A 14,718-nucleotide genomic window follows, 5' to 3' on the forward strand; every position below is an offset into this window, starting at 1 on the left:
GCCGGCTCCCATAATTTGCCAGACGCATCGACCCTGAGACGGCTTACTTCCGCAGGATTTCTCCGAGGAATTTCCTGTTCGCTCATGCTGTGGGTTTGTGAAGAATTCGGCGGGCGGGGCTTCCTCGACGATCGCGCCGCTGGCCATGAAGATCACGCGATCGGCGACCTGGCGGGCAAAGCCCATCTCGTGCGTGACGCAGATCATCGTCATGCCCTCATCGGCCAGCGCTATCATGGTATCCAGCACCTCTTTGACCATCTCCGGATCAAGCGCCGACGTCGGCTCATCGAACAGCATCACTTTCGGCCGCATGCAAAGCGCGCGGGCGATGGCCACGCGCTGCTGCTGGCCACCAGAAAGCTGCACCGGGTATTTGTCGGCCTGCTCCAGGATCTTGACCCGCTCGAGCAGGCCGCGTGCCCTTTCCTCGGCCTCCGCCTTACCGACGCCGACAGCTTTCATCGGCGCCAGCATGCAGTTCTGCAGCACGGTCAGATGCGGAAACAGATTGAACTGCTGGAACACCATGCCGACCTCACGGCGGATCGCATCTATGGTCTTGGCCTGATTGCCGAGAAGAATCCCGCCAACGCGGATTTCCCCTTTCTCGTAGGTCTCAAGATGGTTGATGCAGCGAATGAGCGTCGATTTCCCGCTGCCGGAAGGCCCGCACAAGACGATCCTCTCGCCGCTGCGAACCGATATGTTGATGTCGTGCAGGGCTTGAAAAGCGCCATACCACTTCTCCACCCGCTCCATGGTGATCATGGTCTCTGCGCCTTGGGCAGGATTGGGACTGGTCATCAGTAGAACTCCGTATTGGCGGCTGGACCGCGTCGAAGAATGCGAGATGCGGATCAGCGCGCAGAGGCGGCAAACTTTCGTTCGAGGCGCGCGCCAAGAATCGTCAGTGGGCAGCACATCAGGAAATAGAGAACGCCGACGATGCCGAAGACCGTCAGCGGTTGGAAGATCTGGTTGGAGATGATGTTGCCGGCGCGCGTCAGCTCGGTGAAGCCGACGATCGATGCAAGCGAAGTGCCTTTGATCAGCTGCACGAGGAAACCGACCGTGGCAGGCAGCGAGATGCGCAGCGCCTGCGGCAGGATGACATCCTTCATGCGCGACACATATCTGAGGCTGAGAGCCTTTGCCGCTTCCGTCTGGCCGCGTGGAACCGCTTCGATCGATCCGCGCCAGATCTCACCCAGATATGCGCTGGCATGCAGGGTCAGGCCGATCGCGACAGCCACCCAAGCATCGAGCATCAGCCCCACCAGCGCCAGGCCGTAATAGACGACGAAAAGCTGCATCAGCAGCGGTGTTCCCTGGAAGACGGCGATATAGCCAGCCGTCAGGCGTTCCAGCAGCGGTATGCCCGAGGCACGGGCAAGAGCGATGCCGAGCCCTGAAATACAGCCGCAGACAAAGCCGACAGCGGACAGGACCACGGTCCATTTCAAGCCGATCAGGAGGAAGACGAATTCTTCGTGACCCATGGAATTCCTCCTACTTGACCGGATATTTGAAGTAGCGCGCCGAAAACAGCGCGAAGATGCGCATCATCAGCCAGGAGATCACGAAATAGAAAATCGTGACCGTGAAGTAGACCTCGAAGCTCCGGAAGCTCTCCGACTCGATGCGCTGCGAAACGGAAGTCAGCTCGTAGGCCGAAATCGCCGATGCAATGCTGGTGGTCAGCGTCAGGAGGACGAACTGGCTGGTCAGGGACGGATAGATCGCCCGCAATGCCGGCTTGAGGATGATCAGCCGGAAAACCTGAGCCTTGTGCAGACCAAGGGCCAGACCCGCTTCCATCTGTCCCTTCGGGATCGACTGAACGCCACCGCGAATGATCTCGATGGCGTAGGCGCCACCGTTGATGCCGAGCGCGATAATCGCCGTTGGTGTCGGATCCAGCCTGATGCCCGTCAGCGGTAGCGCAAAATAGATGAAGAAGATCTGGACCAGAAACGGCGTGTTGCGGATCAATTCGACGAAGGCGATGACCAGCCATCGGGCCGGCTTGAGCGCAGAGTCGCGCAAGGCTACCCCGCCAATTCCGATGATGATCGCCAGTAGCATCCCACAAATGGCAAGCAAGAATGTCCCGAGGCAGCCGAGCAGAAGGCTCGGCAGGCCATCTATGACCGGGGTGAAATCCAACTTATAATTCATGGCGATCCTTCTGGTCCGTCTTCCTGAAAGTTCAGTCCCGCTTGACCATGCCTGCCATCGCCTGGATGGCCAGCTCGTAGCCGTCGGCTCCAAAGCCGATCATGATGGCCGTGACGACGCGCGAGATCAGCGAATTGTGGTAGATGCTCTCACGCGCATGAACATTCGAAATATGCAGCTCGATCTTCGGCGGGTCGAACATTTTCAACGCATCGAGAAGAGCGATCGATGTGAACGTATAGCCGGCAGGATTGATGATGATGCCACAGGCGTCGGTCCGGGCCTGGTGCACGCTCTCAACCAGTTCGCCCTCAAAATTGGTCTGGCGAAACTCGACGTCGAATCCGAGCGCCTTTGCCTTGGTCACGCAGCGTTTTCTGATGTCGGCAAGCGTCGTGGTTCCATAGATCGCCGGCTCGCGCTGACCGAGAAGATTGAGGTTCGGTCCATTGAGCACAAAGATTGGTTTGTTCATGATCGCGCTCCTGGATGCGGGCAGAGCCTTAAGCATGGCGGTTGCGTTGCCGGGCATTGCATGCCCGGCCTTGTTTGGTGAAGAGTTGCCTCTTGTTGGACGTCATCCTCGGCCTTGTGCCGGGGATCTGCCGCCGTAGATGCTCGGGACGAGCCCGAGCATGACGGAGGAGTGGTTGGCAGGCCCTGTAATCAGCCGGAAGGCCGGGCCCCGTCCACCTTTGCCGTTCACTCAGTTCGCCGCAAACGGAATGCCTTCCAGCGTTTCCGGGAATTCCGGGACCGGAACCTTCATCCACTTGTCGTAGACTGCCTTGAGTTCGCCGTTGGCCTTGATCTTGTCGATGAAGGTGTTGAGCGCCGCATTGATTTCCTTTTCGCCGAGACGCGTGCAAGCACCGTTGTAGAGCTTCTGGAACTCAAGCTTGTTTTCGAATTCGCCCGGACGGGCCTTCTCCACCCGGTCCATATAGAAAATGTTGCCACCAAGCGTCTCGACTTGGCCGGACACCAGGGCCTGGACGCTCGCGGCGTCTCCATCATAGCGCCGGATGGTCGTGCTCGGCGGCGCGTTCTTGGTGACCTGCGTGTCCTGAGCAGCGCCCTTGGCGACGCCAACCGTGAACTTGGCCATGTCGGCATTCGTCTTGATCTCGGCCGATTTTGGACCAATCAAAACGATGGCATTGGCAACATAGGGCTTGCTGAACTGCACGGCCTTTGCACGATCTGGCAGCATTGCCATCGTCGCGAACAGAACGTCGACACGGCCGGCCGTCAGTGCGGGAATGCGGTTGTTGACTTCAAGCGGCACGAACTCGACGGAAACGCCCAGTTCCTTGGCAAACAGCGTCGCGATGTCGGCATCGAGGCCGTCCTGTTTGCCGCCGCTGGTCACAAAGCCCCAGGGCGGGTTGTCACCCTGAATTCCGACGATGATCTTGCCGCGAGCCTTGATTTCGTCAGGCGTGACGGCGGCGGCCGGTTGCGCCAAGGTGACGGCAGCCACCAGGGCCGCGGCTCCGAGCATCGCATTTCGGCGCGTTAGCAAAGACTTGAACATGTAATTCCTCCTCCTTTGGCGGTCATTCGACCGGACAGCCACCTCACCTTTTGACTGTGAGAGGAATGATTGCCAGAGACGAGCACTCAAATCAACAGAGTTTTTCAAAATCATATGAGAATTTATAATAAGACACGCTATTTGAATTCCTCACGACATTTGCCATAATAGTAGCGAGCGGTTTTCTGGAACGCATCGTCGTGTTCGGCGCTCGTTCAATCTTGCACGGATATCGGAAGGGCTTTGACATGAGGACCTCGATTGCGACTGTAACGATCAGCGGCGAACTCCCGGAGAAGCTCGAGGCGATCGCCCGGGCGGGCTTCGACGGTGTCGAGATCTTCGAGAATGACTTCCTCGCCTTCGACGGAAGCCCGGCCGATGTCGGGAAACTCGTCCGCGACCATGGCCTGGAGATCACCCTGTTTCAGCCATTTCGTGATTTCGAGGGCATGCCGGAGCCGCTGCGAAGCCGCACATTTGACCGCGCGGAACGGAAGTTCGACGTCATGCAGCAGCTCGGAACGGACCTGGTGCTCGTCTGTTCAAACGTCTCGCCGGCAGCCATCGGCGGCATCGACCGGGCAGCGGAGGACTTTCGGGAACTCGGCGAGCGTGCCGCCAGGCGTGGACTGCGGGTGGGCTACGAGGCGCTTGCCTGGGGTCGCCATATCAGCGACCACCGCGACGCCTGGGAGATCGTGCGTCGCGCCGATCATCCGAATGTCGGCCTTATCCTCGACAGCTTCCACACCTTGTCACGCAAGATCGACGTCAACTCCATCCGCTCAATTCCCAAAGAGAAAATTTTCATCGTCCAGCTTGCCGATGCTCCGTTGATCGACATGGACCTGCTCTATTGGAGCCGCCACTTCCGAAATATGCCGGGTGAAGGCGACCTTCCCGTTACGGCGTTCACCGAAGCCGTCGCGGCAACAGGTTATGATGGGTATTTCTCCCTGGAGATCTTCAACGACCAGTTTCGAGGCGGTTTTTCGCGTGCGATCGCGGCCGACGGCCACCGCTCCCTGATCTATCTCGGCGATCAGGTACGCCGCCATCTCGGCATCGGAAGCATGACCGGAGCGGCGATGCCGGAAAGGCCCTCCGTAAAGGGAGTCGGCTTCGTCGAGTTTGCCACCGACGAACAGGATGAAGTCGAGCTGGTTGCATTGCTGCGCACCCTCGGGTTCAAAAAGACGGCAATCCACCGCACGAAGAAGGTCTCTCTTTTCGAGCAGGGCGAGATACGGATCCTCGTCAATGTCGATCAGGCAGGATTCGCCAATGCGGCCTACGCCGTTCACGGTACCTTCGCCTATGCCATGGCCCTGGTCGTCGACGATGCCGTCAAGGCCTATGAGCGCGCGCTCGCCTTGGATGCCGAGCCATTCACCCAGCCTGTCGTAGACGGTGAGCTTGAGCTGCCTGCCATTCGGGGCGTGGGAGGCGGGATCGTCTATCTCATCGACGACAAGAGCGCATTGGGTCGCTTCTCGGAAATCGACTTTCAGCCGGTCAGCGATGACAGCGACGCGCCGTCGGCAGGCCTTTTGCGCATTGATCACGTCGCCCAGACAGTCGGCTACGATGAAATGCTCACCTGGCTTCTGTTCTACACGTCCATTTTCGAGACGCGGAAGACCCCGATGGTCGATATCATCGATCCAGCCGGGGTGGTCCGCAGCCAAGTTGTCGAGAACGAGTCCGGCGCGCTGCGCATTACCATGAACGGAGCCGAGAATCGCCGCACCCTGGCGGGGCATTTCATTGCCGAGAAATTTGGGGCCGGCATACAGCACCTGGCGTTTTTGACCGACGATATCTTTGCAACCGCCGAAAGCCTTCGTGTCTGCGGTTTCAGATCACTGCACATTTCGCCGAACTACTACGACGACGTCGAAGCACGCTTCGGCCTCGATCCTACCCTGACCGAGCGGCTGAAGTCGGAGAACATCCTCTATGACCGGGACGAGCATGGCGAGTATTTCCAGCTCTATAGCGGAACATATGGAGAGGGTTTCTTTTTCGAGATCGTCGAGCGCCGCGGCTATCGCGGCTACGGCGCGCCGAACGCAATTTTCCGGATCGCCGCCCTGAAGAAACAGATGCGTCCGGAAGGAATTCCGAAAGACGCCTTTTGAGCCCCTGGTTAGGTAATCCGGCCGCTCTTGAGCACATGCTCCACGCCGCTTTGAACGTGCCGTCTGACGACGTCGGTCGCGCCGGCGACGTCGCGCTGAATGGAAAGTTCAAACAGAAGCCTGTGGTCATCGACAACAGGCTTGCCCCGAAAACTCTCGGCCAGCATATGGTAGCGGAGAAAGCGGTCGAAGACGGATGACAATGTCGCCATCAGCGTCGCTGAATTGCAGGCAGAGACGATCGCCTGATGGAACTCCCAGTCGTATCGGACCCAGTCGACGGTCCGCGAGACGTCGCCGGCAAGGAGCTTGCGTTCCGCGGCAGCCAGCCGGTGATGTGCGGCGACGATGCGCCCCTCCCATTCGAGATTTCCCGCAGCGAAGGCAAGGCCGATCGCATGTGTTTCAAGAACGATCCTGAGGTCGGCTAGCTCGAGGAGTTCTCGGCGCGAAGCAGGGCTGACTTCGAAGCCACGCTGGCCCTCGGCGACAACGAGATTTTCCGTGGTCAGGCGGCTTAGAATTTCGCGCAGCGATGAAATGCCGATGGAGTAGCGCTCCTTTGCCTGCTCCAGCTTGATCTTGGCCCCCGGCGGCAATGTCCCCGATATGATATCCTCGCGGATCTGCCGGAAGACGACATCGCTTACTGTTTCAGCCGGGTCATGGACTTGCTTGAGCATGGAGCTTTTCCTGGTTTCGCCGAAATGCAATCTACGTGGTGGACCTAAAGCTCGAAGAGAAACGTCCGGATCATTTCTATCTCAGCGTCCCTCTCGCCAGCGCATGTTCGACCCCGCCTTGGATATGCAGCACAAGCACCCGCTTGGCCGTCTCCGCGTCACGTCGCAATGCCGCATCCAAAAGCTGTTGGTGTTCATTGGCCGCGACATCGCCTCGATAGGACAAGGCAACCATCTGATATCGCAAATATCTGTCGAAGATCACCGAGTGCGTCTCCATCAGCAGTTTCGATCCACAGGCGGATATCAGAGCTTGGTGAAACTCCCAGTCGTAACGCTTCCAGTCCTCTGCCCTGCTGGTGTCGCCGGATGCCATCACCTGTTCCATCCGCGCCAATTTGTAGTGCGCTGATACCAGGGGAGCTTCCCACTCCACGTCGCCATGCACGAACGACTGCTCCAGCGCATGTGTTTCCAGCAGAAGCCTCAGCGCCGCTGTCTCCTTGAGGTCCGAAACGGACACTGGAGACACTTCGAAACCTTTTTGTCCCTCGGCAACGACAAGCCCCTCGGACGACAGCCGATTGAGCACTTCTCGAAGTGTACTGATGCTGGTCTCGTAGGACTCCTTCAAGCTTTCCAGCTTCAACTTTTGTCCGGGGGTCAGCCGACCAAAAATGATGTCGGCTCGAATGCGCCTGTAGCTGCTCTCGGCAATGGTCTCGTTGATAACCGGCTGCAACATGGCGAGTCTCTTATATTTTCTGTATCGTCGGATATATCTCTTTCTGGCATTCTCAATCAAGGAAGCATTCGCAGAATAGGAATTAGAATTTCCTCATATGATGCTGGTTTGGCCGGAGAACGCGGATGCGACTGGGTCGAGCAGGGCCTGACCACAATACAGCGCCAAATGCCTGTGGGGCCAAGCCCTTTGGCGCGGCTTTTCGCGCTGCTCCTAAAACTGGATTTTTCGGCTCAACAGGGCGGCAATTGTTTTTTCAATCGCGCGCAACCATCTAATAAGCATGACGTACGGGAAAATGTCCCCGCCCTCAGCAGCCCGTTTACCGAAAACCAACCATACTGGGTTGCTTTCCGAAGCGAAAGCCGATTGCTTAGGAAAATCTACTTCTTCTTCCGCTAGCGGTTAGGAGAATGAAAGGGGCCGCAGGCAAACCCGTGGAATTCTACTGCTTCGCATCGGGATGAACAATGACTACGATGGCGACGTGGGAAGGCCGGTTTGAAGAACGATGACGACAGATTTGTTTCAGGTAAAATTTTGGGGCGTCCGCGGCAGTATTCCCGTGTCGGGCCCCGAGTTCGATCGCTACGGCGGTAACACTTCCTGCATCGAAATTCGCTGCGGAAAACATCGGATGATCTTCGACGCAGGCTCCGGCCTGCGCGAGGCTGGGCTATCGATGATCGCCGACAGCGTCAGCGACGTCGATCTGTTCTTCAGCCACTGCCACTACGACCACATCATCGGCCTGCCCTTCTTCAAGGCGATCTATTACCCCTCGATCAACGTCAACATCTGGTCCGGCCATCTCGATGGCAAGATGAGCACGCGCGAAATGGTCGAGCAGTTCATCAGCCCGCCCTGGTTTCCCGTCAAGACCGACATCTGCCAGGCGACGATGAACTTCCGCGATTTCCATGCCGGTCAGGTGCTGACCCCTCACAAGGGCATCGAGATCAAGACCTTCATGCTGAACCATCCGGGCGGCGCCATCGGCTACCGCATCGAATGGCAGGGCCGCTCGGTCGCTCTCGTCTATGATATCGAGCATATTCCAGGCAGCTATGATCCGGTTTCGCTGGAGATGATGCGGGACGCCGATCTCGTCGTCTACGACTGCACCTACAATGAAGACGAGATGCAGCGCTTCAAGGGCTTCGGCCATTCGACCTGGCAGCATGGCACCGAGCTTGCGAAAATGGCGGGCACCAAGCGCTTCGCGCTCTTCCACCACGCCCCCTCCCGCACCGACGAACAGCTGGCGGAGATGGAAACGCAAGCGCAGGCAGCCTTCCCCGAATCCTTTGCCGCGCGCGACAATCAGATCGTGATGATCTAGCAGCTCCGCTAACGGCCTCCGTTATCCTGTCCAGTCCGAGGCTCTTCGACTACGTCGAACTGAGCAGGCCTGCGAACGTCACGACGGAACAGATGCTGGGCCGGACCGTTTTCCCCGCAGCGCAAAATCAACGAAACAGGCATCCGTCATGACCGTGCTTTCCGGAAAGTGTCTCTGCGGGCAGGTGCGCATTTCTGTCCGCGGCGAACCCTTACGCGTTGGAATCTGTCATTGCACGGATTGCAGGCAAGAAAGCGGTTCGGCCTTTACCTTTTATGGGATCTGGCCCGCCGGCCAATTCGAACATTCAGGGGAAACCGCCGCGTTCCAAGGTCGGCATTTCTGCACCGGGTGCGGTTCGCGGCTGTTTTCCGCCGATGACCAGGAGGCGGAAATCAAGCTTGGCATCCTCTCCGAGGCGCCGACGCCTCTGGTGCCGAGCTACGAACTCTGGGTCAAACGCCGCGAGCCGTGGCTGCGACCGGTGGAAGGCGCCGAGCAGTATGACGAAGACCGAAGGTGAAGAGAACGACGAACGATTCTGAGGAGCTTTCCGATGGCCACTCTCGTCGACATCGCTGGATGACGGTTGCAGGCGTCGAGACTTTTTACCGCGAGGCCGGCCGAGAAGATGCGCCGGTCTTGTTGCTGCCGCACGGATATCCCTGCTCATCCTATGAGTTTCGCAATCTCATGCCGCGCCTTGCCGATCGTTGGCGCCTGATTGCGCCGGATTTCCCGGGTGCGGGCTACAGCGGCACGCCTGATGATTTCGACTACAGCTTCGATGGATACGCTGCCTGGCTGGAGGCCTTCATCGGTGCGATGAATGTCGACCGGTTTGTCCTCTACCTCCACGACTTCGGCTCGCCTATCGGTGCGCGGTTGGCGATCAGAATCCCCCAGCGCATCGTGGCGCTGATCATCCAGAATGGCGATATCCCCTATGAAGATGCCCTCGGACCGAAGTATGCGGATATCGAGGCGACGTGGACGCTTCCAAGATCGGAGATGAGAAAGGCGCTGGCGGAGGCGGTCAGCGAGGCCGCCTTCAGGCACGAATTCCTCAACGATCTGTCGCCCCATCTGGCCGATACGATCCCGCCAGATCTCTGGAAACTACATTGGTCGCTGATCACGCCGCGGCGCAAGGAAATCGCCATAGACCTGATCGCCGGACTGGAGGAGAACCGGGCCTGGTTCCCGGAACACCGCAAATACCTCAGCGAATACCGGCCGCCGACCTTGATTGTCTGGGGTCCGAACGACCACTACATGCCGGAAAAATCAGCGCGAGCCTATCTCCGCGATCTGCCGGATGCCGAACTCCATATCCTGGCCGGCGGCCACTGGCTGCTCGAGACGCATCTCGATGACGTCGTAGCGCTCATGCGAGAGTTTCTCGGGCGAGTTCACGCGTGATTGCTGCTTTCCGCGAGTGTTCTAAGTCTCGAGAAGTGCTGACGCCGCCGACCAGCGGACGGCGGGATGCCGGGCAGTGATCGCAAACAAGGCCGACAGGAAATCCCACGCCGCCGCATCATGCACCAGATGGTGGGTGAGCACGCCAACAGGCTCCTCGCCGCCGGCAAACCGGTCGCGAAGCTCGGCGACCAGTTCGGCCACCAATTCCGCCTCGCCCCGTCCGCCCCGCGTGCCGTGCCAGTCGATGATGTCGACATGGGTGTTGAGCAGCGGCACCGGACCGCCCTGCCTTGCCCGCCCATAGACCGAAAGGGCTGCAAATCCGAGCTCCGGCAACGCCGGGATGAGGGCCGCATCGATCCGGTTCCACGGCGGCACCAGCATCGGCAGGAAGCGAGCCGGATGCAGTCGCTCCAGCAGCCGGAACCCTTCACGCAACTCGCCGAGCACGGCATCCGCCGGCCGCTCGCCGCCGAGTTCCTGCTTCTTCGCCTCAGGCCCTGCATGGTTCGTATGAGACCAACCATGCGCCACAACAGTGATGGCTGTTTCCTCCACCAGGCGCGCGGCCAAGGCCTCACCGGTCAGGCCGGGAATAACCGCGAGCGTCAGCGGAATATCGTTTTCGCCCGCCAGTACCATCAGCGTCTCCAGCGCCGGCGTCGGCTCGACGGCGTCGTCATCGCGCAGCCAGAACCGCGCCACGCGGCCGGCAGCCTGCCAGCGGTCAAGCTCGCGGCACAGAGGGTCCCAGGCTATCCCGTCGGTCATCACGTCACTCCTATTCCTGCATTGTCCCGCAAAATTCCGTTCAAAACCTGCGCCGCCATCGCAAGCGAGCGTTGCCCAAGCGCGAAGCGCCGCGCCGTCTGCCCTATGGCGTCGCGCCTTTGCCTGTCGTCAAGCAAGGCGGTCACAGCCTCGGCATAGGCGGCGACATCGCCATCCGGCGTCAGCAGGCCGGTCACCCCAGCCTCGACCACCGCTGGCACCCCTGCCGTTTCCTGCGCAACGACAGGCAGGCCGGCGGCCTGGGCTTCCAGATAGGCAAGACCATAGGCCTCGCCGCAGCCGGGCCAGACATAGAGGCCGCCATGCCCAAGCAGTTCGGCGATCTCGACGGGATTCCGCTCGCCCAGCCATTCGATGCGGCCGGGAAAATCGGCAAACAGCGCCTGTACCTCCTGGCGCATCGGACCATCGCCGATGACGGCAAGCGTCCACGGGCGTTCTTCGATCAGCCGCAATGCTCTCGCGAGCATCGCATAACTGTCCATCTTGTCGCCGGCCCGCATCATCGCAACCGTCATCAGCCGGTGCGGATCGGGCGCCGGCGACGCCCTCTCGAACAGCGCCGTGTCGATGAAGGGTTTCAGCCCGGCAAGCCGCGCCTGCGGAAAGGCGGCTGTGAGCCCGGCCTGGTCGCGCTCGGTGAAGCTGATATTGACCGCCGCCTGCATGATCGCCTCGCCCACGCGTTTCTGTGATGCTGCCCAGCCGGTTCGGTCGCGTTTTGCCGCGTAGGAGGCTTCGGCGGTGACATAGGGAATCGCGAATTCGGCTGATATCGCCGGCCCGAAGGTATCGGGCGATTTGTAATAGGGGTGATAACAGAACCAGAGTTCCGGTCGCGGCCCAGATTTCCATGTCAGCCGCAGCCGCTCCAGCTCGGCGGAGATGGCGGGTTCGAGCGCGGCTGCCGCCTCCGGTGTCGAGGCATAGGTGCGGAATTCGGAGGCAATGTCGACCTGATGTCCGCCAAGCTCCAGCGCCCGGATCAGCAGCCGCGCCATCAGCCGGTCGCCCGATGGCACCGGATGGTTCGGCGATTTCATCGGCGCGTAGAAAGCCACCCGCATTGGGACACCTCAGGTAAGACACACTGTTTACAAGTTTCGCGCCTGTCGGGAAAATTCCACTATTGTCCCTTTGCCGAAAACTTGCGCATAAGCATATGGAATGTGATCGCGATCGAAGCAATTCCGCCTCTTTCCCAATCTCTATGGGCGTGCGGTTACATCGACAAGAACGGGAATGAATGACGACGGTCTCGGCCACAGGGATTTTTTCGGAACGGACGATCAGAAGGGCGAGGCTCGGTTCCGGCCTCGTCATTTTCATCTTCGTCGTGCTGCATTTGTCGAACCACGCGATTGGCCTGATTTCCGTCGCCGCCGCCGATAAAGCCGCCCATCTCTTCCTGGCGATCTGGCGCAATCCCCTGGGGACCGCCGTCTTCTATTCGTCGGTCCTCATCCATATCGCGCTGGTACTGCGCGCCATCTATATGCGTCGCAGCCTGGTCATGCCGAAGGGGGAAATGGCGCAGATCGTGCTCGGCTTGATGATCCCGCTGCTGCTTATGGATCATGTTATCGGCACGCGCATCGCCCACGAGTTCTACGGCTACATCGATGATTACGAGACGGTCGTCGGTTCGCTGTGGATCCGGAATCCGGCAAACGGCGCGCGGCAGGGGCTCGCCGTCGTCGCCGTCTGGATCCACGGCTGCATCGGCATCCATTTCTGGCTGCGCTACCGCTCCTGGTACCCGGACTTCGCACCGCTCATGCTGGCGCTCGCCATCCTCGTGCCGGTGCTCGCGCTGCTCGGTTTCGTCGAAATGGGCCGGACACTCGCCGACCCGTCCTACCAGCAGTCAATGACGGTCAGCGCTTACAAGGAGGGCGTCAACACCCGTTACGCCTCGAACCCGGACGTTCACCGTCAGGTCGCCATGATCCGTGCCGGGCTCTACGGCGCCTTCTCGGCCTCGCTGCTCATCGTCGTCGTCGCCCGCGCCCGGCGCAGGCTGAAGGAGCGGCTCGACCAGGTTGCCGTGAATTATCCGGGCGGCGAGGTGATCCGTGTGCCACGCGGCTTCTCGGTGTTGGAAGCGAGCCGGCTCGGCGGCTTGCCGCATTATGCCGTCTGCGGCGGCAAGGGCCAGTGCTCCACCTGCCGCGTGCAGATCCTCGGCGATTACGAAAGCCTGCCTGCCCCGGACAAGATGGAACAGACGACCCTGAAGCGCATCAATGCCGGCCCGGATGTCCGGCTCGCCTGCCAGCTTCGTCCGAACCGCGACGTTGCCGTCGCGCCGCTTCTCGTGCCGGCGATCGAGGCTGCGCTTCCCGCCAACAGCCAGGAGACAAGCCCCGGCCGCGAACGCGAGATCGCCGTGCTCTTCGTCGATATCCGCCATTTCACCACGCTGACGGAAACCCGCCTGCCCTTCGACGTCGTCTTCCTGCTGAACCGCTATTTCGCCATCATCGGCAAGGCGGTGGAGCAGGCGGGCGGGCGGCTCGACAAGTTCATCGGCGACGGCGCCATGGCGCTCTTCGGCCTCAATACCGCGCCGGAGGAAGCCTGCCGCCAGGCGCTCAACGCGGCAGCAGCGATCGTCGCCGAGATCGATAAACTCGCCGCCGAGCTGGCCGATGAACTGGCACTGCCGCTGCGCATCGCCATCGGCATTCACACCGGCCCGGCCGTCGTCGGCACGATGGGATACGGCCGGGTCCGCAGCATGACGGCGATTGGCGATACCGTCAATGTTGCGAGCCGGCTCGAGACCGCCGCCAAGGAGTTCGAGGCGGCGATCGTCATCTCCGAGCCGGTAGCGAACCTTTCGGGTGCTGACCTCGCCGGCATCGAAAGCCGTGAAATCAGTGTGCGCGGCCGGGCCCTGCCCTTGAAGGTCTACGTCATTCCGAGAGAGAAAGCGGCAGAACCGCTCGAAGGAAAAGACTGATGCCCGGCAAGCCCTGGCTGACCGCCAAATACTGGAGCCGCCGCCTGCGCAAGGCGCGCAATGCTGCCGCTTCGCGCTTCTTCGACACCCGCTTCGGCCGCCGCCTGCTGATCGAGAATATCGGCCCGCGCGTCGTCTCGATGACTGTCGACGCCGGCGACCATCTGATGACCTTCTCGCCCTCGGACTATATTGGCCGCAAGGTCTTCCGGAAGGGCCATTTCGAGCGCGAGGCCGTTGACCGGCTGATCGTCATCCTGCGCGAGCGCGGCCTGCTCAGAAAGGTCGCGACACTGCTCGAGATCGGCGGCAATATCGGCACCCAGACGGTCTATTTCGCCTTGAGCGACACTTACGCTCAGATCGTCAGCGTCGAGCCCGATCCACGCAATTTCCCGCTGCTTGCCCTCAACATTCGCCAGAACCGGCTGGAGGAGAAGGTCCGCCTCGTCAACTGCGCCGCCGGCGAGAGCGAAGGCGAGATCGACTTTTTCCTCAACCTCAACAATCACGGCAAGAGCAGCGCCATCCGCCAAAGCCCGACGGACAGGAAGATCAGCGTGCCGGTGAAGCCGGTCTCGGAGATCCTTGCCGGACTTTCAATCGACCCGGCCGCGATCGGCCTCGTCTGGATGGATATCGAAGGCTACGAGCCGGTCGCCTGCCGCTCGATGCAGCCGCTGCTTGCCCGCCGCGTGCCGCTCTACATGGAGTTCACGCCGCTCTTCTACGGAGCAGAGGGAACGAAAGCCTTCATATCAATGCTATCAGGCTTCTACGAGGATTGCCTCGTCCTCTTCGAGGACCGCGAGGTGGAGATGAAGGTGCGGGATCTGCCGGGCGATGTCGATCAGTACAACGTGCTGTTTTTGCCGTAGAAGGCGCGTTGTTTCGGAAACGACGT

The 14,718-nt window shown here is 60.3% G+C and carries 14 protein-coding genes and 1 pseudogene; 6 read left to right on the forward strand and 9 right to left on the reverse strand.

Annotated features, from left to right (window positions below; genetic code table 11):
* Positions 1-43 precede the first annotated feature (43 nt).
* The 5 genes and pseudogenes from BS629_RS22645 to BS629_RS22665 all read right to left on the reverse strand — a co-directional run bounded on the left by BS629_RS22645 (position 44) and on the right by BS629_RS22665 (position 3,718).
* Positions 44-807, reverse strand: a pseudogene (locus BS629_RS22645) (amino acid ABC transporter ATP-binding protein).
* Between the two features lie 53 nt (positions 808-860).
* Positions 861-1,502 carry an amino acid ABC transporter permease gene (locus BS629_RS22650; protein ID WP_018246293.1) on the reverse strand — a complete coding sequence of 214 codons (642 nt, stop codon included), beginning with the start codon at positions 1,500-1,502 and terminating at the stop codon, positions 861-863.
* A gap of 10 nt (positions 1,503-1,512) precedes the next feature.
* Complete coding sequence (locus tag BS629_RS22655) at positions 1,513-2,181, reverse strand: amino acid ABC transporter permease (RefSeq protein WP_018246292.1); 669 nt, start codon at positions 2,179-2,181, stop codon at positions 1,513-1,515.
* A gap of 31 nt (positions 2,182-2,212) precedes the next feature.
* Entirely contained in the window at positions 2,213-2,656 is a 444-nt protein-coding gene (locus tag BS629_RS22660) for a type II 3-dehydroquinate dehydratase (RefSeq protein WP_026188744.1), read from the reverse strand.
* A 231-nt stretch (positions 2,657-2,887) separates the two neighbouring features.
* Positions 2,888-3,718, reverse strand: coding sequence for a transporter substrate-binding domain-containing protein (locus tag BS629_RS22665; protein WP_018246290.1), 831 nt, complete (start codon positions 3,716-3,718; stop codon positions 2,888-2,890).
* 248 nt (positions 3,719-3,966) lie between these two features.
* Here BS629_RS22665 and BS629_RS22670 point away from each other — a divergent pair, with 248 nt between their 5' ends.
* Complete coding sequence (locus tag BS629_RS22670) at positions 3,967-5,862, forward strand: bifunctional sugar phosphate isomerase/epimerase/4-hydroxyphenylpyruvate dioxygenase family protein (RefSeq protein WP_018246289.1); 1,896 nt, start codon at positions 3,967-3,969, stop codon at positions 5,860-5,862.
* Positions 5,863-5,870: 8 nt separating this feature from the next.
* Here the strand turns inward: BS629_RS22670 and BS629_RS22675 are convergent, their stop codons facing one another.
* Together BS629_RS22675 and BS629_RS22680 are read right to left on the reverse strand one after the other, a co-directional pair.
* Positions 5,871-6,545: a GntR family transcriptional regulator gene (locus BS629_RS22675; RefSeq protein WP_018246288.1), complete on the reverse strand. Its 675-nt coding sequence runs from the start codon at positions 6,543-6,545 to the stop codon at positions 5,871-5,873.
* 76 nt (positions 6,546-6,621) lie between these two features.
* Complete coding sequence (locus tag BS629_RS22680) at positions 6,622-7,290, reverse strand: GntR family transcriptional regulator (protein ID WP_018246287.1); 669 nt, start codon at positions 7,288-7,290, stop codon at positions 6,622-6,624.
* 511 nt (positions 7,291-7,801) lie between these two features.
* On the opposite strand from BS629_RS22680, the gene BS629_RS22685 reads away from it, so the two are divergent.
* The 3 genes from BS629_RS22685 to BS629_RS22695 all read left to right on the forward strand — a co-directional run bounded on the left by BS629_RS22685 (position 7,802) and on the right by BS629_RS22695 (position 10,054).
* A complete protein-coding gene (locus BS629_RS22685; protein ID WP_018246285.1) occupies positions 7,802-8,632 on the forward strand; it encodes an MBL fold metallo-hydrolase in 831 nt (276 codons plus the stop codon).
* A gap of 148 nt (positions 8,633-8,780) precedes the next feature.
* The gene (locus BS629_RS22690) at positions 8,781-9,155 is read left to right on the forward strand and encodes a GFA family protein (protein WP_018246284.1); all 375 of its coding nucleotides are present in this window, start codon (positions 8,781-8,783) and stop codon (positions 9,153-9,155) included.
* Between the two features lie 59 nt (positions 9,156-9,214).
* A complete protein-coding gene (locus tag BS629_RS22695; protein ID WP_026188743.1) occupies positions 9,215-10,054 on the forward strand; it encodes an alpha/beta fold hydrolase in 840 nt (279 codons plus the stop codon).
* A 21-nt stretch (positions 10,055-10,075) separates the two neighbouring features.
* Here BS629_RS22695 and BS629_RS22700 read toward each other — a convergent pair whose 3' ends face one another.
* Positions 10,076-10,828: a polysaccharide deacetylase family protein gene (locus BS629_RS22700; protein WP_018246282.1), complete on the reverse strand. Its 753-nt coding sequence runs from the start codon at positions 10,826-10,828 to the stop codon at positions 10,076-10,078.
* Complete coding sequence (locus BS629_RS22705; protein ID WP_018246281.1) at positions 10,828-11,916, reverse strand: glycosyltransferase family 4 protein; 1,089 nt, start codon at positions 11,914-11,916, stop codon at positions 10,828-10,830. Before BS629_RS22705 ends, BS629_RS22700 begins: the two co-directional genes overlap by 1 nt.
* A 179-nt stretch (positions 11,917-12,095) precedes the next feature.
* On the opposite strand from BS629_RS22705, the gene BS629_RS22710 reads away from it, so the two are divergent.
* On the forward strand, positions 12,096-13,814 hold the full coding sequence (locus BS629_RS22710) for an adenylate/guanylate cyclase domain-containing protein (protein ID WP_018246280.1): 1,719 nt from the start codon (positions 12,096-12,098) through the stop codon (positions 13,812-13,814).
* A complete protein-coding gene (locus tag BS629_RS22715) occupies positions 13,814-14,692 on the forward strand; it encodes an FkbM family methyltransferase (RefSeq protein ID WP_018246279.1) in 879 nt (292 codons plus the stop codon). Before BS629_RS22710 ends, BS629_RS22715 begins: the two co-directional genes overlap by 1 nt.
* Positions 14,693-14,718 lie beyond the last annotated feature (26 nt).

The organism is Rhizobium leguminosarum bv. viciae USDA 2370 (assembly GCF_002008365.1).
GTDB lineage: Bacteria > Pseudomonadota > Alphaproteobacteria > Rhizobiales > Rhizobiaceae > Rhizobium > Rhizobium leguminosarum.

What these genes read in the sequence shown, in the direction of transcription:
- BS629_RS22695 (WP_026188743.1), top strand. Translation starts at nt 9,215, where the DNA reads ATGACGGTTGCAGGCGTCGAGACTTTTTACCGCGAGGCCGGCCGAGAA.
- BS629_RS22715 (WP_018246279.1), top strand. Translation starts at nt 13,814, where the DNA reads ATGCCCGGCAAGCCCTGGCTGACCGCCAAATACTGGAGCCGCCGCCTG.
- BS629_RS22650 (WP_018246293.1), bottom strand. Translation starts at nt 1,502, where the DNA reads ATGGGTCACGAAGAATTCGTCTTCCTCCTGATCGGCTTGAAATGGACC.
- BS629_RS22665 (WP_018246290.1), bottom strand. Translation starts at nt 3,718, where the DNA reads ATGTTCAAGTCTTTGCTAACGCGCCGAAATGCGATGCTCGGAGCCGCG.
- BS629_RS22675 (WP_018246288.1), bottom strand. Translation starts at nt 6,545, where the DNA reads ATGCTCAAGCAAGTCCATGACCCGGCTGAAACAGTAAGCGATGTCGTC.
- BS629_RS22655 (WP_018246292.1), bottom strand. Translation starts at nt 2,181, where the DNA reads ATGAATTATAAGTTGGATTTCACCCCGGTCATAGATGGCCTGCCGAGC.
- BS629_RS22710 (WP_018246280.1), top strand. Translation starts at nt 12,096, where the DNA reads ATGACGACGGTCTCGGCCACAGGGATTTTTTCGGAACGGACGATCAGA.
- BS629_RS22680 (WP_018246287.1), bottom strand. Translation starts at nt 7,290, where the DNA reads ATGTTGCAGCCGGTTATCAACGAGACCATTGCCGAGAGCAGCTACAGG.
- BS629_RS22685 (WP_018246285.1), top strand. Translation starts at nt 7,802, where the DNA reads ATGACGACAGATTTGTTTCAGGTAAAATTTTGGGGCGTCCGCGGCAGT.
- BS629_RS22705 (WP_018246281.1), bottom strand. Translation starts at nt 11,916, where the DNA reads ATGCGGGTGGCTTTCTACGCGCCGATGAAATCGCCGAACCATCCGGTG.
- BS629_RS22670 (WP_018246289.1), top strand. Translation starts at nt 3,967, where the DNA reads ATGAGGACCTCGATTGCGACTGTAACGATCAGCGGCGAACTCCCGGAG.
- BS629_RS22700 (WP_018246282.1), bottom strand. Translation starts at nt 10,828, where the DNA reads ATGACCGACGGGATAGCCTGGGACCCTCTGTGCCGCGAGCTTGACCGC.
- BS629_RS22690 (WP_018246284.1), top strand. Translation starts at nt 8,781, where the DNA reads ATGACCGTGCTTTCCGGAAAGTGTCTCTGCGGGCAGGTGCGCATTTCT.
- BS629_RS22660 (WP_026188744.1), bottom strand. Translation starts at nt 2,656, where the DNA reads ATGAACAAACCAATCTTTGTGCTCAATGGACCGAACCTCAATCTTCTC.